General features: G+C 40.5%; 28 protein-coding genes and 1 pseudogene. 8 read left to right on the forward strand and 21 right to left on the reverse strand.

The genetic code is table 11. The features are described from left to right. Positions 1–237, reverse strand: coding sequence for a hypothetical protein (locus tag V7K60_RS32045; protein ID WP_094351436.1), 237 nt, complete (start codon positions 235–237; stop codon positions 1–3). A 620-nt stretch (positions 238–857) separates the two neighbouring features. On the opposite strand from V7K60_RS32045, the gene V7K60_RS32050 reads away from it, so the two are divergent. Continuing rightward, positions 858–1,868, forward strand: coding sequence for a cyanophycin synthetase (locus V7K60_RS32050; RefSeq protein WP_334931837.1), 1,011 nt, complete (start codon positions 858–860; stop codon positions 1,866–1,868). Between the two features lie 65 nt (positions 1,869–1,933). Here the strand turns inward: V7K60_RS32050 and V7K60_RS32055 are convergent, their stop codons facing one another. The 13 genes from V7K60_RS32055 to V7K60_RS32115 form a co-directional block, all read right to left on the reverse strand. Continuing rightward, complete coding sequence (locus V7K60_RS32055) at positions 1,934–2,284, reverse strand: hypothetical protein (RefSeq protein ID WP_334931839.1); 351 nt, start codon at positions 2,282–2,284, stop codon at positions 1,934–1,936. A 683-nt stretch (positions 2,285–2,967) separates the two neighbouring features. After that, positions 2,968–3,447 carry a YbjN domain-containing protein gene (locus V7K60_RS32060; RefSeq protein ID WP_334931841.1) on the reverse strand — a complete coding sequence of 160 codons (480 nt, stop codon included), beginning with the start codon at positions 3,445–3,447 and terminating at the stop codon, positions 2,968–2,970. A 148-nt stretch (positions 3,448–3,595) separates the two neighbouring features. Further along, a complete protein-coding gene (locus V7K60_RS32065) occupies positions 3,596–4,453 on the reverse strand; it encodes a nitrate ABC transporter ATP-binding protein (protein WP_334931843.1) in 858 nt (285 codons plus the stop codon). Between the two features lie 54 nt (positions 4,454–4,507). Further along, a complete protein-coding gene (locus V7K60_RS32070) occupies positions 4,508–4,714 on the reverse strand; it encodes a hypothetical protein (protein WP_334931845.1) in 207 nt (68 codons plus the stop codon). A gap of 96 nt (positions 4,715–4,810) precedes the next feature. After that, entirely contained in the window at positions 4,811–6,811 is a 2,001-nt protein-coding gene (locus tag V7K60_RS32075) for an ABC transporter ATP-binding/substrate-binding protein (protein ID WP_334931847.1), read from the reverse strand. Positions 6,812–6,943: 132 nt separating this feature from the next. After that, complete coding sequence (gene ntrB / locus V7K60_RS32080; protein WP_334931849.1) at positions 6,944–7,783, reverse strand: nitrate ABC transporter permease; 840 nt, start codon at positions 7,781–7,783, stop codon at positions 6,944–6,946. A gap of 81 nt (positions 7,784–7,864) precedes the next feature. After that, positions 7,865–9,247 (reverse strand): CmpA/NrtA family ABC transporter substrate-binding protein, encoded by a 1,383-nt coding sequence (locus V7K60_RS32085; RefSeq protein ID WP_334931851.1) that lies wholly within the window; start codon positions 9,245–9,247, stop codon positions 7,865–7,867. Between the two features lie 770 nt (positions 9,248–10,017). Then, positions 10,018–11,259, reverse strand: coding sequence for a bifunctional ornithine acetyltransferase/N-acetylglutamate synthase (argJ, locus tag V7K60_RS32090; RefSeq protein ID WP_334931853.1), 1,242 nt, complete (start codon positions 11,257–11,259; stop codon positions 10,018–10,020). Between the two features lie 148 nt (positions 11,260–11,407). After that, positions 11,408–11,560, reverse strand: a complete 153-nt coding sequence (locus V7K60_RS32095; RefSeq protein WP_334931855.1) for a hypothetical protein — start codon at positions 11,558–11,560, stop codon at positions 11,408–11,410. 63 nt (positions 11,561–11,623) lie between these two features. Further along, positions 11,624–11,935, reverse strand: coding sequence for a hypothetical protein (locus V7K60_RS32100; protein ID WP_334931857.1), 312 nt, complete (start codon positions 11,933–11,935; stop codon positions 11,624–11,626). Positions 11,936–12,273: 338 nt separating this feature from the next. After that, a complete protein-coding gene (locus V7K60_RS32105; protein ID WP_334931859.1) occupies positions 12,274–13,023 on the reverse strand; it encodes an IS110 family transposase in 750 nt (249 codons plus the stop codon). Positions 13,024–13,331: 308 nt separating this feature from the next. Further along, on the reverse strand, positions 13,332–13,568 hold the full coding sequence (locus V7K60_RS32110; protein ID WP_334931861.1) for a hypothetical protein: 237 nt from the start codon (positions 13,566–13,568) through the stop codon (positions 13,332–13,334). Position 13,569: 1 nt separating this feature from the next. Then, positions 13,570–13,872, reverse strand: a complete 303-nt coding sequence (locus V7K60_RS32115) for a hypothetical protein (RefSeq protein WP_334931862.1) — start codon at positions 13,870–13,872, stop codon at positions 13,570–13,572. Positions 13,873–14,079: 207 nt separating this feature from the next. Between V7K60_RS32115 and V7K60_RS32120 the strand changes: the two genes are divergently transcribed. From V7K60_RS32120 to V7K60_RS32140, 5 genes are all read left to right on the forward strand, one after another. Continuing rightward, positions 14,080–14,577 (forward strand): helix-turn-helix domain-containing protein, encoded by a 498-nt coding sequence (locus V7K60_RS32120; protein WP_334931864.1) that lies wholly within the window; start codon positions 14,080–14,082, stop codon positions 14,575–14,577. Further along, the gene (locus tag V7K60_RS32125) at positions 14,550–14,753 is read left to right on the forward strand and encodes a hypothetical protein (protein ID WP_334931866.1); all 204 of its coding nucleotides are present in this window, start codon (positions 14,550–14,552) and stop codon (positions 14,751–14,753) included. Before V7K60_RS32120 ends, V7K60_RS32125 begins: the two co-directional genes overlap by 28 nt. A 683-nt stretch (positions 14,754–15,436) precedes the next feature. Next, positions 15,437–15,841 carry a hypothetical protein gene (locus V7K60_RS32130; protein ID WP_334931868.1) on the forward strand — a complete coding sequence of 135 codons (405 nt, stop codon included), beginning with the start codon at positions 15,437–15,439 and terminating at the stop codon, positions 15,839–15,841. A gap of 42 nt (positions 15,842–15,883) precedes the next feature. Continuing rightward, positions 15,884–16,207, forward strand: coding sequence for a hypothetical protein (locus V7K60_RS32135; protein WP_334931870.1), 324 nt, complete (start codon positions 15,884–15,886; stop codon positions 16,205–16,207). Between the two features lie 683 nt (positions 16,208–16,890). Beyond that, positions 16,891–17,058, forward strand: coding sequence for a hypothetical protein (locus V7K60_RS32140; RefSeq protein ID WP_334931872.1), 168 nt, complete (start codon positions 16,891–16,893; stop codon positions 17,056–17,058). 7 nt (positions 17,059–17,065) lie between these two features. Here V7K60_RS32140 and V7K60_RS32145 read toward each other — a convergent pair whose 3' ends face one another. The 7 genes from V7K60_RS32145 to V7K60_RS32175 all read right to left on the reverse strand — a co-directional run bounded on the left by V7K60_RS32145 (position 17,066) and on the right by V7K60_RS32175 (position 21,209). Continuing rightward, complete coding sequence (locus V7K60_RS32145) at positions 17,066–18,250, reverse strand: DNA cytosine methyltransferase (protein ID WP_334931874.1); 1,185 nt, start codon at positions 18,248–18,250, stop codon at positions 17,066–17,068. An 81-nt stretch (positions 18,251–18,331) separates the two neighbouring features. Then, entirely contained in the window at positions 18,332–18,562 is a 231-nt protein-coding gene (locus V7K60_RS32150; RefSeq protein WP_334931876.1) for a hypothetical protein, read from the reverse strand. Between the two features lie 77 nt (positions 18,563–18,639). After that, on the reverse strand, positions 18,640–18,783 hold the full coding sequence (locus tag V7K60_RS32155; RefSeq protein ID WP_334931878.1) for a hypothetical protein: 144 nt from the start codon (positions 18,781–18,783) through the stop codon (positions 18,640–18,642). A 90-nt stretch (positions 18,784–18,873) separates the two neighbouring features. Further along, entirely contained in the window at positions 18,874–19,020 is a 147-nt protein-coding gene (locus V7K60_RS32160) for a hypothetical protein (protein ID WP_334931880.1), read from the reverse strand. Positions 19,021–19,293: 273 nt separating this feature from the next. Further along, a complete protein-coding gene (locus tag V7K60_RS32165) occupies positions 19,294–20,112 on the reverse strand; it encodes a DUF4351 domain-containing protein (RefSeq protein ID WP_334931882.1) in 819 nt (272 codons plus the stop codon). Between the two features lie 12 nt (positions 20,113–20,124). Next, on the reverse strand, positions 20,125–20,940 hold the full coding sequence (locus V7K60_RS32170; RefSeq protein ID WP_334931884.1) for a replicative DNA helicase: 816 nt from the start codon (positions 20,938–20,940) through the stop codon (positions 20,125–20,127). 86 nt (positions 20,941–21,026) lie between these two features. Next, on the reverse strand, positions 21,027–21,209 hold the full coding sequence (locus V7K60_RS32175; RefSeq protein WP_334931886.1) for a hypothetical protein: 183 nt from the start codon (positions 21,207–21,209) through the stop codon (positions 21,027–21,029). A gap of 217 nt (positions 21,210–21,426) precedes the next feature. Between V7K60_RS32175 and V7K60_RS32180 the strand changes: the two are divergent. Both V7K60_RS32180 and V7K60_RS32185 read left to right on the forward strand, forming a co-directional pair. Continuing rightward, positions 21,427–22,447, forward strand: a pseudogene (locus V7K60_RS32180) (NADP-dependent oxidoreductase). 162 nt (positions 22,448–22,609) lie between these two features. Next, a complete protein-coding gene (locus V7K60_RS32185; protein ID WP_334931888.1) occupies positions 22,610–23,920 on the forward strand; it encodes a glycosyltransferase in 1,311 nt (436 codons plus the stop codon). Positions 23,921–24,013: the final 93 nt, after the last annotated feature.

The raw sequence follows: 24,013 nt of genomic DNA on the forward strand, positions 1-24,013 counted from the left end.
TTAAATTACAGCTTCTTGGCGTTGACAATCAAAAACAACCATGTAGGAAGCATTTGGTATTTCTTGAGGAAGGTGCCGCATATAGCCATCGGCATCAGAACGGCTGCGGAAGCGAGCAACAATCTCCCGTTGCGTATTAGGAAGTAGACGAGCGATCGCCCAAGAATTGAGGCGTTCTTTATACGCAATAGTCTGATTGTCTGATTGGGAAGTTTTGTTATCCGTATTTTCTGGCATAATGATGTTAACCGTATGAAGTTTAATGAAGGGCGTTAATTAGTTTCTAGGTAGGAATGCACTAACGCTTTTTTTAATGCTGCTGCCACCTTGTTATTCGATTATTTATAAATTGTCAACACTGAGCGCTATATTTTAGACCAATTAAGTTGGAATTTTCAGGTGACAATGAATCTCAAAGCCTTAACTTGCAATTGTTTCCAGGACACAAGAATGTTCAAGCAAAAAGTTTAGCAATTATTGGGTTTGCATAATTTGTATGCATACACATAAGTAAAGTCCGCATCAGTGGTAAAACAAACATTAATGTCTGAAAACATACTATTAGAAGCTGAAGAAAAAATGAATAATAACGTCCGTAGAATTAATTAGCATGGATACACTCTTAATTTTTCTATAGTGTGATTAGTAAAGCTACATTGCAAGCATTTGCATTTTTTATAGTTAGTTGAGAATAATTAAATTTTCAGAGTTTATTGAAATATTCAAAAATGAATTTTTCTTCAGCTTTTGACTAAAGCTTTAGGGACAACATATAGTGCAATTGTTTAAATTTAAAATTCTTGACTAATCGTCACAAAATAGTTAAAATCTTTTCGACAAAATTATAGTTATCGATAATGAAAATACCATTTATAACATCAATCATCCAAAAAATAGCAGAGGAAATAGGAGCAGTAGTTTTAGTAGATCCAGAATGCACTTTTATGGGATTAATTATATTTAAAAACGGCAATAAAACCTTTTTTTGTAGTACCAGGTTTAGTATTAATTCTTTTGGCTCAGTAGCAATAGCTAAAGATAAAGCAGTTTCAAACTTTTTTATGAATAAATTTGGCTATAAGGTTACTGAAGGAAAAACATTTTTTCGTGACGAATTATGCGAAGAAATAGATAATACTAGAAATATAGATGCAGGATTTTATTATGCTCAGGAGTTGGGATTTCCTGTAATTGTCAAGCCGATTAATCTTAGTCAAGGAATGTTTGTTAACAAGGTTCACAATAAGCAAGAATATTATCAAGTAGCTAAGAAAATATTGCGAAAAATCTCAGGATTTATTGTTGAGCGATTCTATAATGGCAATGATTATAGAATTGTAGTACTTGATGATCAAGTCATTTCGGCATATCAAAGAATTCCCTTATTTATTATCGGAGATGGTCAATCTACTGTTTTGCAACTTATGCAACAGAAGCAGGAAAATTTTATCAAAAATGGTAGAAAAGAAATTATAGATTTTGAAGATTACAGAATAAAAAAAAACTTGCGAAGACGGAAGCTAAATTTTACTAATGTTATACCTAAGAATAATATAGTCTATCTTTTAGACAATGCAAATTTATCAACTGGAGGTGAGGCAATAGATTTCACCGACAATATCCATCCTGATTTTAAAAAATTAGCAGTAAATATTACAAAAGATATGGAATTGAGATTATCAGGTGTAGATATTCTTGCTAATGATATAACGTCACCAATGGGAGATTATACAATTATTGAAGTAAATGGCGCTCCTAGCTTAACTCACTATGCATCATTTGGTGAAGTTCAGACAAAAAGAGTAGAAAATTTATATCTCCAAGTTCTCAAAGTACTTGAAAACGAGAAAAATAGAGTAAATTATTGATTTTGACTGGAGGCGGAGCAGGGATCGCTCCCCTCCTGAATTCTTTTTCAATTCTAGCTATCTCTTCACCACTCCTTATCTAGTAGGGATTCAAATTCAGCTTGTAAGGCGGTTATATCCGCCAACCTTGTGACTAGTAAATTATCTTTACCAGCATCATTTAAACGTACTTTCCAATAACGAATACTGTCTGAGTTATTCAACCAAAACTTAATCACAGTATCTACCACTTGATCCAGATTCCAATCCCATTTTGCTGGAACTGATTCTACCGATTCTAAAAACGTATCTAGCGTACACGTATGCATTCCCAAGTATTGCACACCTTGTTGGGGTGGTTTTTGCCCATTTTGCTGTTGGTGATGAAAAAACTGCAAAAGTGGAGATATTCCTACAATATCAAAAGTGTATTTCATGCCAGTACTCCCAATTTTATATTACTTACAGGAAATATTTAGTTTTTTCTCTTTCTAAAATAATATCTGGAAAGGAACTAAAGCATCTGCAAAAAGTGCAGTTTTGATCTATATCATAGGCGTTAAACTTCAGCTATAAATTAGCACTTACAAGCATTGAGTGCTAATATTTATTTGAGAGTTTGATTGATTACTAAAGAGTTTCAGGTATTAATTAAGGGATGCATATATCTTTAATAATTATTTAATTAGTTACGTTACGACTTGTAAAGGCTAGATCCTCCCTAACCCACCTTTTTAAGGCTGGTGATTACTAATCAAGCGGCTATGTAATGAAATCAGCAGTCCAACACATATCCTGGACGCGATCGAGTCTGTCAAGCAAACTGCCTTTATGGAGCGATCGCACCTAAAATGCAGATGTGGTCAAGTCAAGGTAATATAAACCTAAATTCAATTGACGGTGCAGTTTTAAAAGTGTCACTTACTAAACTCGCTTTTTGATGAAAGCAGTGATACTATTTAGTTGTGTGAGGAGCAAGTTAAGAATAAAAAGCGCCTGAGGTGGAAACACGGCAACACTCCCAGGCGCTTTTAATTGGTACATAGAAAAAAGTCTTTGCAGATTCGTCCAAACCGGATTGCTATACATCGGATGTAGCAATAGCGCAATCTAAAATTCCTTAAGCCGCACCAAATTCACTTTGTAAGGCTTCATCGTTATTATCAGCGATCGTTGCCACAATGGTAATTAGCCGAGACACTTCGCCAGGAGATAACTCTGCTAAGGTGCGTGTCGAGATTACAACCACCCGGTTTTCAATAATGCCGAAACGTGCTTCAAAAGTACTAGAGCAGTTCAACTCCAAAAGATACCGCATCAACTTAGGTTCATTTTTAGCAGGTAAATTTAGAACCGCAGACCAAACCGTTATTGTGTCTTCATCGGTTGTCCCGTTGAGTTTGACAAATACTTCTACACTTCCATACTTAAACTTCCAGAGATAACCACCCTCTGGAGTGTGGCTAACCATCGCGCTATCATCTTGTTCCAAAGAGTCGATGACATTTTCAATTACCTCCAGATGGTTAATGCTTGTCGTCTCGGCGATTAACTCATTAACGGATTCGTTATTAGTTAGGGTTTCTGGGTAGTTTGTCATACAGATTTTTTCTCAACATACTCGCTCTACACATACTTTATAACTTGTAGAGGTAGTTGTAGGAGCAATCCATGAATTGCCCCTATTGATTGCAGAATTCTTCCCGCTAGCATCTGGTACTATTTTGCAAAAATGAATGGCGATTAGCTCAACCTACGTCATCATGGGCAAAGCGGTTAAAGAGAAAGTCTAAGGCATAGTTACGCAGTTGGTAGTATTGTGGATCTTCCATGATGCGGCTGCGATCGCGGGGACGCGAAAAAGGAATTTCCATAACTTCACCAATTTTTGCATGAGGCCCATTGGTCATCATTACCAATTTATCTGCTAAAAATAGTGCCTCGTCGATGTCGTGGGTAATCATCAGCACTGTACAACGGTTATCGCCCCAAATTTTGAGCAATTCTTCTTGTAACTCTTCTTTGGTAATAGCATCCAGCGCCCCAAAAGGTTCATCTAAAATTAAGACTTTCGGACGAATTGCCAAAGCACGGGCGATAGAAACTCTTTGTCTCATCCCGCCAGACATTTGCATTGGTTTCTTTTCCATTGCATCAGCCAGTCCCACCATTGCTAGATGATCGCGGACGATCGCTCTTTTTTCAGCTTGTGGTTTGTTGGGATAAACGGCGTTAACAGCTAAATAGATATTTTCAAAAGCAGTCCGCCACGGTAACAGGGCATAGTTTTGGAAGACAACCATCCTGTCTGGGCCTGGTTGGGTAATGGGTTCTCCTTCGAGTAACACTTGCCCGGAAGTGGGAAAGTTAAAACCGGATACCATATTTAGTAGCGTCGATTTGCCGCAGCCAGAGTGACCGATGACGCAAATAAACTCACCCTGTTCGACGTTGAGGTTAACGCCATCGAGTACAGTGAAGGGGCCTTGCTTTGTGGGATAGACTTTGGTAACGTCTTTAATTTCTAGGAAAGGTCTGGGGGTGGTGGTTGCAGGGGCTAATGGTTTTCCTAATGTATTTGTAGCTGTTGGGTTGCGGTTTTGCATGGTATTTGGTGTTTGAGGATTGGGGCTTAGGGGCTGGGAATTAGGAATTGGGAACTACTCGCCGCTATTTAGAGGTTTGTTAATGAAGTTCAGAGGTTCATTAATGGAGTTAAAAGGTTCATTAATGGAGTTAAAAGGTTCATTAATGGAGTTAAAAGGCTCATTAATCGAGTTAAAAGGCTCATTAATCGAGTTAAAAGGCTCATTAATCGAGTTAAAAGGCTCGTTAATCGAGTTCAGAGGTTCATTAATGGAGTTCAAAGGTTCATTAATGGAGTTAAAAGGTTCATTAATGGAGTTCAGAGGTTCGCGCGTGATGTGCTACTTCTTCCACTCCCTCTTTCTTTCACGATTTTTTTATGAAGCGAGTCTTCTTCTAGGTGCATCAAGAACAACTTCCGCGACTGAAAAATCACGTTTAATCTGCAAGCTGTTGAGATAAGCGATCGGATCGTCGGCGTTAAAGGGAGTACCATCGAACAGTTGAATCGGTTGGCGAATATAGCTAATATCCAAACCTAATTCTCGTGCAGCAGTGCTGAAAACACGCACGCGACACACCCGTTCAACAACTTCTACCCAATTTCTGGGGAAGGGAGTGTCACCCCAACGCGCCAATTGACTCATAATCCAAATTTGTTCGGTACGACTGGGGCGGTTAATGGCAGACTCAGAATAAAACTGGTGATGGGCATAGTCCCGCAACGGATGGTCTAAGCTACAAGTGAGATTATCTGGATCTTCGAGTTGAATGTATTCTAAATCAGTGCTGACGTAATCTCGCCCTGCTAAAATTTGCCGAATTTCTTGGGTATTTTCGGGATTTGCACAATACTGACAAGCTTCTAACAAAGCTTTAGTCAAGGCGATATGCGTATTTGGATAATTTTCTGCCCAATCTTCCCGCACACCAAGAACTTTACCGGGGTGTCCCAGCCAAACTTCTAAGTCGGTAGCGATGGTAAAACCGACATTTTCCACAGCAGCGCGGTAGTTCCAAGGTTCACCCACGCAGTAACCATCAATGCTTGCGGCTTTTAAGTCAGCTACCATCTGCGCTGGGGGAATGGTCTTCATGTCCACATCGCTATCAGGGTCAATTCCTCCAGCCGCTAGCCAGTAACGCAGCAGCAAGTTGTGCATAGAAGCGGGATGTACTACTCCCATTGTGTGCCGTTGGTCACGGGTGAGAATCAGGTGATTTCTGAAGTCTGATAAGGTTTGCACACCTTGGTCGTAAAAGCGTTTTGCCAAGGTGATGGCGTTACCGTTGCGAGTCATGGTAAGGGCAGTGACAACGGGCAGAGGTTGGTTATTATGTCCTCCCAAAGTTAGCCACATCGGCATCCCTGAAGGCATTTGAGCCGCATCTAAATAACCACCACTTATTCCATCTTCTATACCCCGCCAGCTACTTTCCCGCACCAGGTTAACTTCATCTAAACCATGCTTAACAAAAAAGCCTTTTTCTTTAGCAACTGCTAAGGGGGCGCAAGCTGTCAGAGGTAAAAAGCCAATTTCTAGGTTAACTTTTTCCAACCCATGACGGGCAATGTCGGCAGTTTTCCGCGCCCGAATTTTCTTAATCCGCTTCTGCTGATTGAGGAAGTAAATCATCTCACTCCGCAAACTGTAGTAGCTGGGATGTTCTACTACTTCCATCCGCTTGCGGGGTCTGGGAATATCCACTTCTAAAATGTCGCCAATTTTAGATTCGGGGCCGTTGGTTAGCATCACGATTCTGTCAGATAACAGCACCGCTTCATCGACATCATGTGTAACCATTACAGCAGTAACTTCATTTTCTTCGCAGATTTGCATCAGTTGTTCTTGCAAATTGCCGCGTGTGAGTGCATCCAATGCACCAAAGGGTTCATCTAGCAGCAGTAATTTGGGACGAATCGCTAAGGCGCGGGCGATCGCAACTCGCTGCTTTTGTCCACCTGATAACATTCCCGGTTGTTTGTCAGCATGGGGACGCAAACCCACCATATTTATATGTTTTTCGACAATGGCTTTGCGATCGCCTGCAGGTAAACCTTTCATTACCGAGTCTACGGCGAGGGCAATATTTTCTCTTACCGTCCGCCAAGGTAATAACGAATAATTTTGGAACACCACCATCCTGTCTGGGCCAGGTTTGGTGATTTTTTGTCCTTCCAAGGTAACAATACCTTCAGTTGGCAAATCCAAACCTGCAATCATATTTAATAGAGTGGATTTACCGCAACCTGAATGACCAATCAAAGAAATGAATTCTCCTTTTTTAATTTGAAGGTCGATTCCTTTGAGGGCAATATATTTGCCACCACCAGTTAATTCAAAAACTTTTTCAATTTGGTCAACAGCTACGAACATAGGAGTTAAAAGTTAAGAGTGAGGAGTGAGGAGTTGGAAGTTAAAAGTGAGGAGTGAGGAGTTGGAAGTTGATAGTTAAAAGTTGGGAGTTAGAACTTTTTCAATTCATAACTCTTAACTCCTAACTCCTAACTATTTCTGTTCTGCTGGTAAAATCTTGTTTTGAAGCCAACCCATCGCTTTATCTAGCACCAAGCCGACAATGCCGATATAAATTAGAGCCAAAATTACTTCGCTGACGTTGTTATTTTGATAAGCATCCCAGATAAAAAAGCCGATTCCGACAATACCAGACATGACGATTTCGGCGGCGATAATCGCTAACCAAGCTAAACCGATCGCAATTCTCAACCCGGTAAAAATATAGGGTAATGCCGCCGGAATCAAAATATTAGTCAAATATTCTTTGCGACTAAGTTGCAGAACTTTGGCGACGTTGTTGTAATCTTGGGGAATTTGGGTAACACCGACAGCAGTGTTAATTAAGATGGGCCAAATGGCGGTGATGAAAATTACGAATAATGCTGCGGGTTCGTTTTGTCGTAAAGCTGCTAAAGAAATCGGAACCCAAGCTAGAGGTGGTACAGTCCGCAGTAGTTGAAAAATGGGGTCTAATGCTTTGGACATGGTTTTATTCACCCCAATTAAAATGCCCAAACCAATACCAACGATCGCAGCTAGGGTATAACTGATAGCAACTCGTTGCAGGCTAGCGAGAATCTGCCAAAATAGACCTTTGTCAATGCCACCTCGGTCATAAAATGGCCAGAAAATCAGAACCCAAGTATCTTGGATAACTTGTATAGGCCCTGGTAATGTTGCACCGGGAGTCCAAGCAAATAATTGCCAAATAATCAGGAAAATTGCAATAGCGATCGCTGGTGGTATCAGGTCAGGAAATTGCTTTTGCAGACTGGATATAAAGCTATTATTAAATCTAGGGCTTGCAGGGCGTTTTTGGGCGAGTGTCATGATGTTGTATTCTCCTCAAATTTTATTTGTTATTTGTCATTTGCAAATAATCGATATCTCTAGACGCGATTAATCGCATCTCTAAACACTGACCTTCTTGATTTTGAGACTCTTCAAATATTCTTCTGGCTTTTCGGGGTCAAATTTGATGCCATCAAAAAACTCTTCTACACCACGGGATGTATTTGTCGGAATATCAGCAGTAGCAATCCCAGCTTCTTTGGCAGCTTCTTTCCAAATATCTTCGCGGTTGACTTTATTGATAAGTTCTTTAGCTTTAACGGCATTATTGTCTAGGTAATCTTTTGGCAAGAATCCCCAACGAACATTTTCAGTGATGAACCATAAATCATGACTCTTATAGGGATAGGAAACACTACCTTTTTCATCTTTCCAGTAGTAAGCAGCCATTGATTTATCATCAATTTTGCGACCATCACCCATGTCATATTTGCCTTGGTATGGATCTGCCAATATTTCAGGTGAAGAAAGGTTGAAATAATTTCGTCCAGCGAGAATTTGAGCCGCTTCTTTACGGTTGTCAAAATTATCTAACCACTGTTGGGCTTCCATAATTCCTTTTAAAATTGCTTTGGTAGCCTTGGGATTTTTATCAACCCAATCGCCTCTGATGGCAAAATATTCTTCAGGATGATTTTTCCAAATTTCTGCGGTTAATGCTGCTACGTAGCCAATTTTGTCTTGCACCAGGCGATAAGGCCAAGGGTCGCCTGTACTAAAGGCATCCATTGTTCCTGTTTTCATATTGGCTACAGTTTGCGCCGCAGGTACTGTGAGCAATTTGACATCTGCATCTGGATCTAAGCCGCCTGCTGCTAACCAGTAGCGAATCCACAAATCTTGGTTGACGTGGGGAAAGGTGAATGCAGCTGTGAAGGGGGTTGAAGATTTTAATTCTTTAAATAAAGACTTAGCGCTGGCGAGTTGTAAGCTAATACCTTTGCCTTGGTGCTTGCTTGCGATCGCAATTCCATTTCCATGTGTAATTAACTGACATAATACATACATGGGAATTTTTTGATTACCCTTGGTAATTAAACCTTCTGTAATTAAATGTGGCATTGGCATCTGCCATTGACCGCCATCTATCCCACCACCAGCAGAACCAATTTCTACATTATCTCTAGCTGCACCCCAAGAAGCTTGTTTGGAAAGGTCAACTTTAGTCATCCCATACTTGGCAAAAAATCCTTTTTCTTTAGCAATAATTAAAGGAGCCGCTTCTACAATAGGAATATACCCTAACTTGACTGTAGTAGTTTCTGGTGTTTGTTCGGGACTAATATTAACTACTGATTGAGCAGTTGGTTGTGCTTGAGTGCTTTCACCAGTGAGGTTTTCAGGAGGATTACCCAAACAGCCTTTGAGTAATACAGCACTCGCAGATACTCCAGCTGTGAAGATAAATTTGCGGCGAGAAATTTGATTAAAAAATTCTGTCATAAATATCTCCTGAAAACGTAAATGTTATTTTTTATAGCTATGACAATTTAGGCAAAAAAACTTGTGTTTATTGCATTATTAATAATTAATCAAGCTATATTTGACCAAGCGATCGCAGCCATTTCGTCAATGAAATAGCTACCTATATAAGAACTAGGTTAAATTATTGGCTCTGCTTTTCTAGTGTGATGCAGAGGTATCATTCACCTTGTTGAAATCAGTTTACAGCCTTTGAAGCCGAAATTGTTAACTTGAAATCGAGATTATTAAACAAATATTAGATTGGATGTATAAGTAAAAATTTATCTATTATCCTTAACTATAGGAATAATTTTTAAGGTATAAACTCTTATTTATGAAGACTATTATGTTTACTTTATGATTGACTATCTTTACTTCTTTTGTAACTTAAGTTTAGTAGTAATTTGTCATCTATAAGTTTTTATTTATCACAACTATTATGTTATCCTTATAATTTAGGAGCGCACTGCGATGAGAGTAAGATGGTAAGGCTGGGAAAGTTGTAGACCTAAGCAAATACCCCAAATAGATATATTTCTTATCTAGCGATCGCAACTATCTGCTGTTTCCAACACCAGGAAGAAACCCCGTCTCTTTAAGCAGCAGCCGTAGTTCTGCGTGACAAAGTTTTGTGTCTTTGTTGTTATTTGTAAAACTATTCTGATACTAATTCAATTAATGATTGCAACACATCCTTGGGTAAAGACGCGATTCATCGCGTCTCTACAGCGCAAACAATTGGGAGTAGTTCATGTAGTGTATTCGGCGTTAATCTTCACGTAGTCGTAACTCAAATCACAACCCCAAGCCTTACTCACACCATAACCATTGCCAACATTAACGGAGATTAACACCGTATCCTGTTGGAGATAAGTACCCGCCGATGCTTTTTTCAAATAAGCACTTGCTGCTGCACGGTCAAATTGCAGAGGTTGTCCATTTTCTAACATTAAGAAATTTCCTAGCTTAATTTGCAGGTTTTCTTGCTCAAAGGGCACACCTGCACGTCCGGCGGCGGCGGCGATGCGTCCCCAATTTGGATCGCGTCCAAAGATTGCAGATTTAACTAAGGATGAACCAGCGATGGTTTTGGCTATTTGTCGGGCTGAGATTTCATCATGGGCCCCTGTCACTTCCACTTCAATGAGACAGGTTGCACCTTCACCATCACGAGCGATCGCTTTGGCTAAATGCTGGCAAACTGCTGTTAACATCGCCTCTAATTTCTCTGCTTCTGCGCCCCATTCTATAATTGCTGGGGTGCGAGATTGACCATTTGCCAAGGCAATTAAGCTGTCGTTGGTGCTGGTATCACCATCCACAGTGATGGAATTAAAGCTTCTATCAGCTGCCCTTGCTAACATCTGTTGCCAAAGGTGAGACGAAACCACAGCATCACAAGTGACAAATGCCAGCATGGTTGCCATATTGGGGTGAATCATGCCGGAACCTTTGGCAATGCCGCCAATTCGTACCGGGCGGTCGCCTATAGTTGTCTCTAGGGCAATAGATTTTGTTACCAAGTCTGTAGTGATAATTGCCCCAGCTGCAGCATCTGAGCCTGTTTCTGATAGTGCTGCTACTACCTTAGGAATTCCGCTTCGCAAAGCATCCATCTTAATTCTTTGACCAATCACACCAGTGGAAGCCAATAACACAGATTCAGACGAGATGTTTAGGGCTTGGGCTATTGCCAGAGCAGATTCTAGGGTATCAAGGTAGCCTTGAGTTCCTGTAGCAGCGTTTGCTTGTCCAGCGTTGCAGAGGATGGCACGAGCGCTATGTTTGGCTTGCAAGCGTTGGCGACAATATTCTACGCAGGCAGCTTTCACTTGGCTGGTGGTGAACACACCCGCTGCGATCGCTTCCACCTCTGAGAATATCAAAGCTAAATCTGGCAACCCCGAAGGTTTCAATCCTGCGGTAATTCCCGCCGCCTGATACCCCCTTGGTGCTGTGATACCACCTGTTATTTCTTGCCAATCTGCCATTATTCTTCACTCTAACTTACTGCGGAATGCGAAATTATCAAAAATTGGGGGGATGAATATCCCTACTCACCCCCCTCGGTTTTGAATGCTGACTCGGTTCAGAAGTGAACTTATTTTTAATGACTATTACATAATTATCTGTTGTGAGTCAATCAAAATTCATCACAGTTTTCACAGTACCAAACCTCATCAAAACTTCCCCAGAAAACAGAATATTTCCAACATCTTGGGCAATACTTAGGTTCATCAGATGTTGAATTATATTCATCATCGTAATCATCTGTTGGGTCGTAGTCGTCATCTGTCCTTACGATTTGGCATAATTTTTGGGTAGAAAGCCGAGCATAAACTGGATAATCTTCATTCATAGTTTTGCGTTAGCGCAGCTCGCTGCAGGTATCGCTCTTGATAACTCCCGGAATAACATGTTGGCAACCTTAGACACTAGCTTGTTTTGTAAGTGCTTGCCGTTAAGCAACTGTTTACCTGAAGCATCAACCTTGCTTTTGAGTGTTTCTTTATAAAGAGTAATTTCGTTACCAATAGGATTGTCAGGCAAGCGGTCGTCAATTTCAATTTTGGTGATCACGTATTGCCAAAACGTCATTCGACATAAAGCTGAACCACTACCTACTTCAACTAGACTATCTCCAGACTGTTCAAGAACAGTTCCCATGCCCAGTCTGAGTTTGAAAGCGTCGTGGGGCTGCGGTTACGCTTGACTCTTTTTATATCACCCGGAAGAAATTTCACCACACGCTTACCCTTTTCACGTGTGACTTCCTTTTTCTTTACCTCTCGGACTTCTCGCTCGATCAACTGCTTGCCGTTGGTAAGAAATGCTTCAAACGGGTAGATGCGACTCAAGAGGCGTGCGCGAATCCGACTACCAAAATTAAACTGGTCGAATATCTGGTTATAGATTTTGAAAAGCTCATCGTTGACCAGTGCCTTAAGTTCAATCTCTAGGCGCTGCTCCTCGATGTCAATGTCACAAAGCCAGTCAGCATGCAGTCAAACAATCGGATCTATCTCTAGTCCAAGTTGTAAACTAATTGATTTTTGGTAAATTCTAGTTATTGATTTGTAACTTTGTGGGTGTACTTCTAACTCCCTCTGTGCTAGCCATCCCCATAGCGGCGGGACGTTTCCCGGCTTGGTGCTTTTAGTTTTACTATGTGCCTTCTCTGGGAATTGCCAAGCTAGGGACTGGCGAGTGTAGTTAATAATTGGTGACTGAACACGGTTAAGGTGTTCGAGCTTTTGCACCAGTTCGTGGATCTGATCGATGGGCTGTGGGCGGTGCATAAGAAACTGACGTTGGTTGAGTTCACCAGACTCTAAATAATTTTCTTGATCTTGAGCATAAGCAGCCATTGCCAAAGCATCAGCAGCATCAGATTTGTTAGGTAAATTTTTACCACCGCGATAGCGGCGTAACTCAATGTGACCAACCCAAAGGATCTTAATTCCTAAGTTTTCTAAAATTCTTGCCCAAAGCCTTGAGTAATGATTTTCGGTTGGTTCGAGTATTGCAATATCTACTTTGTTATCTGTGACATAATCAGCAAAATCAAAAGCTGATTTTTGGTTGGTGTTTGGCTTGGGGCTAGAGTAGAAACTAGGAAATAAGCTGTTGAGTTTAGTTCTATTTTTTTGCCAATAGGTCTTCAATCCACCGATAGGATATTGTGTTAAAATATGGCAAGTTACGCTTGATTTACTAACATCAACCCCCAAAGATGTAATCAATTTAATTATCATGGTTCTGCTGATAATTGGAGTTTTTTGATATTCGTGGTGCAAACACGAATTAAAAGACCCAGTTTTGACGCTCAAATCCTCCTAACATCCCAATACAGGGGTGCAATTCACTCTTAACGCTGGGTTTAACCCGGTAGGACTAGGGAAGGTGCGCTTGAAAAATACAACACCCCATAAATTGGTGTGCGATTCAAATCTAACGCCCCACTCCCTAGAAACAGTGGGGCGGGTGCTTTGGACACACTATCCGAAACGGTGGCAACGATGCCACCGTTTCGGATAGTGTGTCAGCTAGCCTCATCAGGCGGTTATTCCTCGTTGCTAATAAGTAATTCAACCGGGAGTCGGGTTTCATCTTCTAGAAACTGTACCAAGTCAAATAAATCTTCATTAATAGACTCATCTGATTCAGAGGAAGCTGATTCAAGTTCTTTGATGTAATTAATCAATTGATTCAATTGGGCTTCAGCTTTGAGTAGTTTGTGGTAGGTAAGATAGTAATCCCAAGTTGGATCTGGTTCTGGAATGTTTGCAGTTGTAGTCATTTTAAAAATGCTCCGTTGACATTTGTTGAATTTTTAATTTGTCATTTCGTTCAAGTAATTCCAATATTATCGAAGCTATAAAAGAGCGATCATAATGAGGAATGCCACTTGCAGAAAGCGAGAAGAGTAAAATTTTGATTTCTGCTTCTATTTCTGTATCTATACTCAGGGCTTCAAAAATTGCAAGCATACACCTTGCATAAGCTCTTACCTCTTTATGGGTTAACTTTCCTGAATCATCATTGCAAGCAATTCGTTCCAGAATATTTTTCAGCCCTTTAGTTTCACCATTAAAACCAAACATTAAACTCCTGATTCTCCTAAAAATTGCACAGCACCAGCAAGAATTTCTAATTTTTTAGCTGCATCAAGTTCATAATCAGTCATGCAAATTATCGGGTAGTCACAATTTTTATATCTCAGCTTCATATGCCGTATATAGAAATCATATTTGATTTCTGAAAAAAGCTGCGGGATAATACGGATAGAAGTATCTGTCTAATAAAAAACAATGATAAACCAGCACTTAGAAATGGCGATCGTAGAATTACAAGAATTTATCGATAGTCGTCCAGATGCCCGTGAGGTAAAAAAAGCTTTGGCGGTGAAACTAGTTTATCAAGGTTACAAGTATGAGGAAATTCAAACAATTTTAGATGTATCTGTTGGTTCAATAACTAGCTGGAAGCAAGCTTACAAGGAATATGGAATTTGCGGACTGCGCTTAAATTATAAAGGTAGAAAGAGTTACCTAAGCGATGAACAACTCCAAGAAGTATTAAGTTGGTTGCAAACTAAAGAGATTTGGGAGCTTGGTGAACTGGAGTACAAAATGGCCTTTGAATATGATGTCATCTACGAATCGAAACGAAGCTATTACGATTTATTTGAGGCAGCAGGAATTAGTTGGAAAAAAACTACTGGCTTGAATCCGAAGGCTAATCAGCAGGCGGTTGCTGCAAAAAAAAACAGATTGAAACATTGCTGGCAAACAACAGAGAGGACATAGAAGCCAGAAGGCTGAGAGTATTACTAATAGATGAGTGTCATTTGTTATGGGGAGACGTAACTGGTTATGTTTGGGGTAAAACTGACCAAGAAATAGCAATCAAAGTTGTTAACGAACGCGATAAACAGACATACTACGGAGCAGTTGATTATCAAGGGTGGCAAGTTACTTCTTAAAGCTTATAATGCTGGGAACTCAAATAATACGATTGATTATTTACGTTATTTATTAGACCAATCTCCCAACCAAAGATTACTTCTTCTTTGAGATGGTGCTTCATATCATCGTTCACATCTGGTTCAAAACTTTTTAGGTGAAATAAATCAAGATTTACCTCCAGAGCAATGGAAAATTCATTGCATTCGCTTCGCTCCCAACTGTCCCTCCCAGAATCCTATAGAAGATATTTGGTTACAGGCTAAAACTTGGGTGCAGCGTTTCTGCGCTTTAATTCCAAAATTTTCTCATTTAAAGTGGATGTTTGAGTGGTTCATCAGAAACACTATCTTCGATTTTCTGTCTCTTCAGATGTACGGAGATTTTTCAGAAATCAAATACTAGCCCTATAGTGAAAGCACCAGTACGGGAAATATTAAAACTGTTTATCTGATGAAATAATGTTCATTTCCATGAATAAAAAAGCAACAACTTTAGGATATAAAATTATAAGTAGCTAGCTATAAAACTATAAAACTTACTATTAAAATATGAGATGAAAGAGTTTAATATTGTAGTGTAATTTCTTTGAATATTGCAATATCAAATATTGAACTTTACTCAGTTTTAATTAAACAATAAAGACTAAAATAGTAATAACTATTGTTATTCTCAAAATAACTTTAAATTGAAATTAAAGTATATGCCAGGTAGAAAAGTCTTGATTGCCACTAAAACTTACCCATCAATTAGCACTAAATATAAGGAAACAGTCTGTACAGCAGGAATCTTATTAAGTGAAGATGAAAAGCCACAGCAATGGATTCGCATATATCCTATCCCTTTTAGGTACATGGATTATGATAAGCGCTATCTTAGATGGTCTATTATTAGGGCTGAAATAAGCAAAGATGAAAAAGATTCTAGACTGGAAAGCTTTCGGGCTAATCATTCAACCATAAAAATTATTAGAAAAATTGATACCTCAAATAATTTGCAGGAGAGAAAATCATTACTATTACCGCTTAAATTCGACTTAATTGAACAAATAAAAGAACAGAATAAGTCATTAGGAATAATTAAACTCCAAAGTATAAAAAGATATTAGTGTAAGCCAACCGAACGCGAATGGCAACCTAAACAACAAGCAGTGTTAGACCAACTTGATTTGTTTGAAGAATCAATTGATCTAGAAAAAATTCCTTACCAATTTGGGTATGAGTTTACTGATGAGGCAGGAGATCAGCATAAATATTCTATAAGTGATTGGGAAATTATGCAATTATATAGAAACTGTAAAGATAATTCTCAAGCAAATAATTTATTAGCAAAGGAACAGGAATTTTTAAATAAAGTCAAACAAAAGTTAGAGGGGTTTATTATAGATAAAGATTTACATTTTATAGTTGGTAATTTTTTAAATTACAGAAAATTGTTTATGATTATTGGATTATTTTACCCAAAAATAGTATAATTACAACAATCAAGTTTATTTTGAAAGGGGGAAAATGGATTATAAAGCTGAAAATATAGAGCCGTTAATTTTGACATTTGGGTATGGAAATCGGAAAAATTATGACAAATTTTTAAAATACCTAAAAACGTTTAATGTCAACTGTGTTGTGGATGTACGTTCTTCGCCTCGCGCTTGAAGTAGAAAGTGGTATGGAACAGCAATTGACAAACTTTGTAATTCCATAAATGTTAAGTATATTTCTCAAACTGCATTAGGTAACACATCTATAAAAATTGGATTTCTCCTAATCAACAAGAAGCAACGTTGGCATTATTGGAAATTACTCAAATTGGACAAAAAGGAACTATTCTTTTACTATGTGCAGAATTATAAAGTGCAAAATGCCATCGGGTATCTATTGCAAATCAATTACATGAACTTACAGGCATTGTGGTCAAACATTTAGAGTAACTTCACTTCCGATCGACCGCTCGTTTATACTCGCACTTTTAAGCAAAGAAACCTTTTTGTTACGCTTTATATACGCGAAAACGAACTTAATTTAACTAATCCCATGTCCTCACTAAAAACTTAACACTATAGTTATGATAATCTCCTCGATCAGCAGCCATTATAGAACATCAAACTACTCTTCTTATTGAGCGAAAGTTTATAATGTTCTATAAAATTGATTAAGAAAAATGATTAAGCCTAAAAATGTGTATCGTGGACACTCAATGGAAAAAATTGGTCACGGTAAAAGAGTGGTATTTAAAACAACTATCAACGAAAAAGAATGGTCTGCCGTGACTGAATTAGAGGTAAAAACAGCAATTGATGCTTGGATTGATCAAGGAATAGAGCCTTAGTTATTGGCTACATAGCTATACTTTGTGCGGACATGAATAATTGAGTTGCAAAACTGGGAGGCACAGAATAGCCGATGATTGACCCCGCCGTAGCAGTTTCGTTGGGAAATTCGTACCAACCGGGAAACCCTTGCAAGATTGCAGCCCCCTTAATAGACAAAGACTTGACCGTACCATCAGGCAACCAAATATCAGCGAACTTACTACAGTTACAGCCCTTGTGATCGGTGAAGTGCGTAGGTGCAGCCCGCCGCAGGCATTGCAGAATGGTGTTCCAAGGTAAATGTCCGAGTTTATATTTGGACTGTGTATGTCCCCCAACTCTTTCTATTAACAGTGGCGTGGGCGCATTCCCGGCTAAAAATTTCTCTAAAGCTTGTTGCTGTTTAGGTAGCAGATGTGAATTAGGCATTGTGGGGATGAGATGCGTGATCGCCTCGTACCAACTGCAAGGTGTAGCTCCCGAAGGTAGGGCAACGTGAAAACCCTTGTTTGCAATCAGGACTAACCGCCGACGCGCCTGGGGTAGCCCAAAATCAGCCATATTCACCACGCTGTAATTGACCGAGTACCCCTCTTGCTCTAAAGCTGACAGGATAATACTGAAACTCTGACTATTCTGATAACGCGGCACATTCTCCAGCGTAAACACCCGTGGCTGCAACTGTCGGATGGCTTGAGCTACTGCGATCGCAGCCGTCAGATCGTCAGCCGTTTCAATACCCTTACCTGCTTTAGCTGTATGGGCAAGGCTTACGTTGGCGCACACTGAGGAGGTGTGAAGGTAATCGGGGCGGCGGGGAAAACCTAGAAATCCTAACCGTGCTACTTCTTGCACTGTTAGTTGGATTATTCTACAGCCATACTCGCTAAAGTTGTGGTGATGGGTTTTGGCGTTCGTCCTTGACGTTACCGCAGGCATCGCCCTGCTCAAGTCTGGTTTTGTGGGGTCGAACTCCACCGCAATGACTGGACGAATCCCGGCTTGCACCATCCCCGCTTCAATCCCACCGCCACCAGCGAACAGTACTACAGCGATTGGCGCATCATCTGGAAGTGTTGGTTTTTTATATGTGTTATCAAAATTTTTGCAGACATCTAATTTTGGTGATGGCTTTTTGGTTTTCGCTTTTTTGATAAAAGCGATAATATCTTCCCTAGTTGCCAAGAGTTGTTGCATTAGACGAATCATTGGGACAGCGCTAGGGGGAATTGAGCTTATACTTTTGCTCTTCCAAACGCCGTTGTGTTTTTCCTGACAATTAAATCTCCATCACCAATCTTCGGGGCTATTTGGGTCACGTTCACCAATCACACGCGGATAAAAAACGTTTGACCCATCAAGTAGCTTTTTAGTTTCGAGGTACGGATAAAGGCATCCAACCGATTCCCCTTGTGAGGCTTTAACCCCTTTCTCTAAGAATTTTTCGGGTGTTGCAGATAACTCAAGTATTACTGATTTTGGCTTCGGAAGTAGCGTATGACTTGGGACTGTTTTAGTCATGCAACTGCACTCCTCACCAGTTCATCTGCCACTTCAAAAATCCCCAGTTGCCCAATGTAAGGAATTGGTGTAATCTCTCACAGATTCTCTAATTGCCAATGATACTGAAGAGGCATCCCCCAGCCAGATGCAACTTGTGAAAACTTGCAATCAACTATTGTGACAATGCCAATAACTTGACCGCGACGTAGAGAGATTAATTCTGGTATAGATACACCCATGCTTTGAAAGAAGATAGAGGCGATTTCATATTCCTTCTTGGTACACTTTTTCGCTGCATGGATGAGAATATCACCCCGGTAATTGATGGGTCAGCCACGATTTTCTATGTCTTTGGTGGAGTAAATAATTCCCCATGCCCAAGGCTGACGAACGGATATCGCTTTCATAACAGTGCCTTCTGAAAATTCAGTAGTTGTTGGGCTAGAGCAATCGCCTCCAGTGGGCGGGTACACCATCGCTGTTTGCAGGACTTAGATATCGCTGGTATTGTTGTAAAAGTTGTTGGTAAGTTTCAATCATTCTCAGTTGGCTACCTTGCGTAGAAAACGATTGTAAAATTCCTGTTCTAATCCGTCAGCAGCAATTTCTTTCAGCGCAACTATTTATTAGTTGGGGGTATTATGATAGTGAGAAAATGACGGATAGGTTTTTAAGTCTTATGCTTGTATAAAGAGATATTAGAAATAAGGAATGGATATTTTAATCCGACTCCCTATCTGATTTTTGCTTTATCCTAATTGTTCTAACAAATTCACCAAATCGTTAACTGATGAGAAATCTAAAAGGGCTTCACCTAGTGCCTCTAATTCCTCAATAGGTAAAACTCGAATTCGCTCGATTAGTAAAGAATTAACTTCTCCAAAACGGCGATTTAGCAGGCGATTTAAAAACTGAAATGCTTCTTGTTGCTTTCCTTTCTGTAAAATATCTTGATAGATAACAGATTCCTGCATAATATCCTCCCGTAAAAATTGACGAATTAAATCTTTTTCAAACCTTAAACCTGCAAATATCTCTGTACATCCAGCAATATTCTGCCTTTCATCCTTATCTGAAATTTTAGCGATATTTTGAGCTACTTGGGATAATAAAGCGGCAGGTGAATCAGTTCGAGTTAAAGGCGCAAGAGGCAATAGCGCTGGATTATTCAGAAACAAAGCTGAATCTTGTTCCCATAACTGTATAACTTGATAACGGTGATTTGTGAACTCATCCGTGTATTCTTCAGTAAATGCAATAGGGTCACTGCTTTGTTGCAAGAAGATCACGACTTGGGTTACTGGTGTGTTATATTGCCGTTTTAATCTCACGTAATAGTCTAATACCCGCGAAGGAATTGGCGGATTAGATTTGGGGAGAGTTTGAAACTCAATGTGCAAAATCCGGCTATTTGTTTGCAAAAATGTGACATAATCTGCGCGAATTGGATCTATTGAAAGTTCAGTTTTAAGTACTGTAACTTCTGTAGTTTTATTTGGTAGCAACCACTTGGCAAACTCAGCTAGATACAATTCAGCTAAGTACTTGGCAGTATTATCGTAACTCAATTTCTTTCACCCTTATTTCAATGAAGATTTAGTTTTTCCAATCCAGAACGTAGGTATGTCGATTTCTTGTACGCGGTTTTCACTACCCCGCAAGCGCATTGGTTCAATCAACTGCACATAGTCCACAATGACCAAACTGACTGACCCGCAACGAGCTTGTATATCTTGCAAATCACCCTTGATTTGTGAGGTGGTGATTACAGGGTTGTCATTTAACCAAAATGGTAGCGCCATCGCGTCAGCACAAGCTTGAGCCAAAGGATTCCAGTGAGATTCCCGGAGTACATTGCGTTTAAAAAGCAGGTCAGCAGGAACATGGGGCGCTGCCAGCCTTGAGAGAGTCTTTTTGACCATTTGTGAAGCGGACATCTCTAAAGCAAAATAAGCGGTTGTTAACCCGCTAGCAGCAGCCCTAATACCAATATCTAATGCCCAGGTGGACTTGCCGATCCCGCCGCGACCTCCAACAACAGTCAAAGCACCGAAGGGCATCCCACCAATCACCGAATCCAAATCATAGAATCCGGTGGGGACATTCACCTCAATCGCATCTTCACCGTTGTTGGGCAATTCAATCTCGGCATAAACGTCAGGAATGATGTCAGCCATTAGCTTCATCTGACAAGGCACAGTCAATTGGCGCAACTCTAAAAGTTTTCGTTGTCCCATTTCAATGACTGAAGTGGCAGTAGTTTCAGTCAAGGGGGCATCCATTGCTGTACGCGCCATGTGTAAAGCAGTTTGGATCACCGCTCTCAATTGTGCTTTTTCTCGAATTAACTCTGCTAAGGCATCGACGTTAACTGCTGACACGCAAGAGTTAAGCAAGGACGTAAGTTTATTTCTCCCGCCAACATTATGCAACAAGCCATGAGATTCCAGCCAACTGGTGACAAATAATAAATCCGTTGGTTTTACAGAGGCATTGACAGAAATTCAAAGCTCAGGAGTAAGCTAGCACTAATCGCAAGAAACCAGTAACGACCGAGATAACCTAGGCGAAATTCTAACAACGACTCTTGTACTCCAAACAGAGTCATCCAAAATGCAATACCCGCCGTCAAATAATCAAGCATTAGCCAGTTGTCAGTTGTCATAGCATAATCTGTTGCACAGATGCTTTATCCAGCGATCGCTTCTTCACCAAGTTGGCATCTGAGTAGTATGAAAGTGGATTTGTATCCATTTTCTTCTTTCAAACATCTGATCGCTTGATTAATGTCTTAATGAAGTTATAAGTATTTCAACTTACAATTAGTCCAACTTCTGCTTTTACCTGTCCCAAATCTTTTTCAAGTTACACAGGCACAACCAATGACTAGTTCAATGAACCAACAAATCTTACTCAACAGCCGTCCGATTGGAGAACCGAAAGAGAGTAATTTTGCGTTGGTCAAAACACCAATTCCAGAACCAGGAGAAGGCGAAGTTCTCAATCGCACAATCTACCTGTCGCTTGACCCTTATATGCGTGGTCGGATAAGCGATCGCTCGTCTTATGCTGCTCCAGTAGAACTGGGGTCTGTGATTGTCGGTGGCACAGTTAGCCAAGTGATGAAATCTAACCATCCCCAATTCTCAGCCGGAGATTTTGTGCTTGGTTATGATGGCTGGCAAGCCTATGGGATATCGAAAGGTGAAACGTTACGTAAGCTAGACCCTAATCAAGCTCCCATCTCCTATGCCTTGGGAGTAACAGGAATGCCCGGAATGACGGCATATTTTGCTCTGCTTGATGTTGGACAACCCCAGGCTGGCGAAACGGTTGTGGTCTCTGCTGGTGCTGGGGCGGTGGGTGCTGTAGCAGGTCAGAATTGCCCTAATCAAAGGCTTGAGGGTTGTGGGAGTGGCTGGGAGTGATGCCAAATGTGATTATGTGGTGAAAGAATTAGGATTTGATGCCTGTATTAACCGTAAAACTCAGGATTTGAGTTCCGTCTTCAAATCCACTTGTCCCAACGGGATCGATGTTTACTTTGACAATACAGCTGGTTCCATTTTAGAAGCTGTATTGCAGCAAATTAATAAAGGAGCAAGAATCCCATTGGTTGGGTTAATCTCGCAGTATAATGCCGAAAATTTGCCCCCTGGTCCTAATTTAATGCCACTGCTAATTAAACGGGCATTAATCAAAGGGTTTCTTGTAAGTGATTACCAATATCGGCAGGCAGAGTTTGTTAAAGATGTCTTCAGGTGGCTGCAAGAAGGTAAGCTCAAGTATAAAGAAGATGTTGTAGAAAAACTAGAAAATGCCCCACACGCTTTCATCGGCTTATTACAAGGCAAAAACTTCGGCAAGCTGATTGTTCAAGTTAGCAGCGATCCCACACAATAAGCATACTTGATGAACGAGTTATAAGCAGTTTTAGCAGCTTGGGAGTTATATAAAAAATTGGTGATACTATTGTCAAAACTCAAGGTTCAACCCATCGCTTACCGCCACTCTCCATTCGCTACAATTTGTTAGTAACACCGAAGTGACCAGTAGGAAAAGCAATTGACCCAAAGTTCATTCACCTTACCCTGCCGGAAATTGAAGATTACAATCCTAACAGTAGGTTCAAGGGGAGACTTGCAACCATACTGTGCTTTGGCTATTGGCTTGATGCGTGCGGGGCATGAAGTAACGCTCGCAACGCATGAGAACTTTGAACCATTTGTGAGGAAATTCGATTTAAAGTTTGCGCCTATCGCTGGAAATATGCAAGAGTTTTTGCAATCTGAACAAGGGCAGCGATTGATTGCGGGAGAAAAGTTGAAAAAAGAAGAAGGAGATAAGCTTTTGCTTGAGCAGTTGGAATCTGCTTGGCTAGCGTGTAGTGGGAGCGACGTGATTATCTACACGCCGCTAGCTACCTTTGGATATCACATTGCAGAGAAATTAGGCGTACCTTGCTTTTTTGCATCAGTTATGCCGTTGACTCCCACAGGGATGTTTGGGTTTTTGAGATTTGCTCAAATAGCTAAAAACCCGCTAAAGAAAGCGATCAACTATGGCAGCTACTTGCTGGTAGAGTTCTTGTACTGGCAAAGATATCGTCCACTGCTCAATAACTTCAGAACAGAAACTTTGAAATTGCAGCCTTTACCATATTTGGGTAGACGCTTCAGACAGAAGACTCCGGCAAATGTATCACAAATCCCTGTTTTGTATGGATTTAGTTCACACGTGATCCCAAAACCTGATGACTGGCCGCATTGGGCGTATGTGACTGGTTTCTGGTTTATTGACTTTGCCTCCGAATACGAGCCACCCCTGGAACTAAAGGATTTTCTTGGACGAAAGCAATTACCTTTGTGTTTTGGGTTTGGGAGCATGACAATGCCAAATCCAGAGAACCTCACACACTTTATCTTGTCAGCTTTGAAAAAGACGTGTCAACGCGGCATTATCTTGTCAGGCTGGGGAGAAATCGGTAGAAGTGTCGGTATTAAAGATTCGTTACGCGCATTTGTGATCGACGAAGTTCCCCATGATTGGCTTTTTCCTCAATTGCCAGCAGTAGTACATCACGGAGGAGCTAGTACAACGGCGGCAGTGTTACGTGCGGGGACACCATCAATTACTGTACCCTTTTTTGCAGATCAGCCAGTTTGGGGTGAAAAGCTAACTCGGTTGGGAGTCAGCCCACAACCGATACCGTACCACAAGGTATCAGAAAAAACTTTAGCAGAGGCGATTAAAGTAGTACTGGGCGATGAGAAGATGCGCTCCTTGGCTCAAGAGTTGGGAGAGAAAATCAGGGGTGAGGATGGGGTGGCAAATGCTATTGAAGCATTCCATCAGCATTTGGGGTTAATTGAGTAAGTTAATAACTTTGGTCTGCTCTGGTAGTCATAGCAATAAACGAAACGACTGGTATCTGTCGAATCGGCGTAGCGATTAACAGAGATGCTCTTA

It is taken from the genome of Nostoc sp. (genome assembly GCF_036917555.1).
GTDB lineage: Bacteria > Cyanobacteriota > Cyanobacteriia > Cyanobacteriales > Nostocaceae > Nostoc.

Bases quoted from the DNA above. Each gene is read 5' to 3' on its own strand.
- ntrB (WP_334931849.1), bottom strand. From the start codon at position 7,783: ATGACACTCGCCCAAAAACGCCCTGCAAGCCCTAGATTTAATAATAGC.
- V7K60_RS32060 (WP_334931841.1), bottom strand. From the start codon at position 3,447: ATGACAAACTACCCAGAAACCCTAACTAATAACGAATCCGTTAATGAG.
- V7K60_RS32075 (WP_334931847.1), bottom strand. From the start codon at position 6,811: ATGTTCGTAGCTGTTGACCAAATTGAAAAAGTTTTTGAATTAACTGGT.
- V7K60_RS32160 (WP_334931880.1), bottom strand. From the start codon at position 19,020: ATGGTGTACCCGCCCACTGGAGGCGATTGCTCTAGCCCAACAACTACT.
- V7K60_RS32105 (WP_334931859.1), bottom strand. From the start codon at position 13,023: ATGATAATTAAATTGATTACATCTTTGGGGGTTGATGTTAGTAAATCA.
- V7K60_RS32110 (WP_334931861.1), bottom strand. From the start codon at position 13,568: ATGACTACAACTGCAAACATTCCAGAACCAGATCCAACTTGGGATTAC.
- V7K60_RS32055 (WP_334931839.1), bottom strand. From the start codon at position 2,284: ATGAAATACACTTTTGATATTGTAGGAATATCTCCACTTTTGCAGTTT.
- V7K60_RS32100 (WP_334931857.1), bottom strand. From the start codon at position 11,935: ATGGGAACTGTTCTTGAACAGTCTGGAGATAGTCTAGTTGAAGTAGGT.
- V7K60_RS32150 (WP_334931876.1), bottom strand. From the start codon at position 18,562: ATGACTAAAACAGTCCCAAGTCATACGCTACTTCCGAAGCCAAAATCA.
- V7K60_RS32130 (WP_334931868.1), top strand. From the start codon at position 15,437: ATGCCAGGTAGAAAAGTCTTGATTGCCACTAAAACTTACCCATCAATT.
- V7K60_RS32095 (WP_334931855.1), bottom strand. From the start codon at position 11,560: ATGACGACTACGACCCAACAGATGATTACGATGATGAATATAATTCAA.
- V7K60_RS32045 (WP_094351436.1), bottom strand. From the start codon at position 237: ATGCCAGAAAATACGGATAACAAAACTTCCCAATCAGACAATCAGACT.
- V7K60_RS32140 (WP_334931872.1), top strand. From the start codon at position 16,891: ATGATTAAGCCTAAAAATGTGTATCGTGGACACTCAATGGAAAAAATT.
- V7K60_RS32065 (WP_334931843.1), bottom strand. From the start codon at position 4,453: ATGCAAAACCGCAACCCAACAGCTACAAATACATTAGGAAAACCATTA.
- V7K60_RS32050 (WP_334931837.1), top strand. From the start codon at position 858: ATGAAAATACCATTTATAACATCAATCATCCAAAAAATAGCAGAGGAA.
- V7K60_RS32155 (WP_334931878.1), bottom strand. From the start codon at position 18,783: ATGGGTGTATCTATACCAGAATTAATCTCTCTACGTCGCGGTCAAGTT.
- V7K60_RS32085 (WP_334931851.1), bottom strand. From the start codon at position 9,247: ATGACAGAATTTTTTAATCAAATTTCTCGCCGCAAATTTATCTTCACA.
- V7K60_RS32120 (WP_334931864.1), top strand. From the start codon at position 14,080: ATGATAAACCAGCACTTAGAAATGGCGATCGTAGAATTACAAGAATTT.
- argJ (WP_334931853.1), bottom strand. From the start codon at position 11,259: ATGGCAGATTGGCAAGAAATAACAGGTGGTATCACAGCACCAAGGGGG.
- V7K60_RS32175 (WP_334931886.1), bottom strand. From the start codon at position 21,209: ATGACAACTGACAACTGGCTAATGCTTGATTATTTGACGGCGGGTATT.
- V7K60_RS32145 (WP_334931874.1), bottom strand. From the start codon at position 18,250: ATGATTCGTCTAATGCAACAACTCTTGGCAACTAGGGAAGATATTATC.
- V7K60_RS32115 (WP_334931862.1), bottom strand. From the start codon at position 13,872: ATGTTTGGTTTTAATGGTGAAACTAAAGGGCTGAAAAATATTCTGGAA.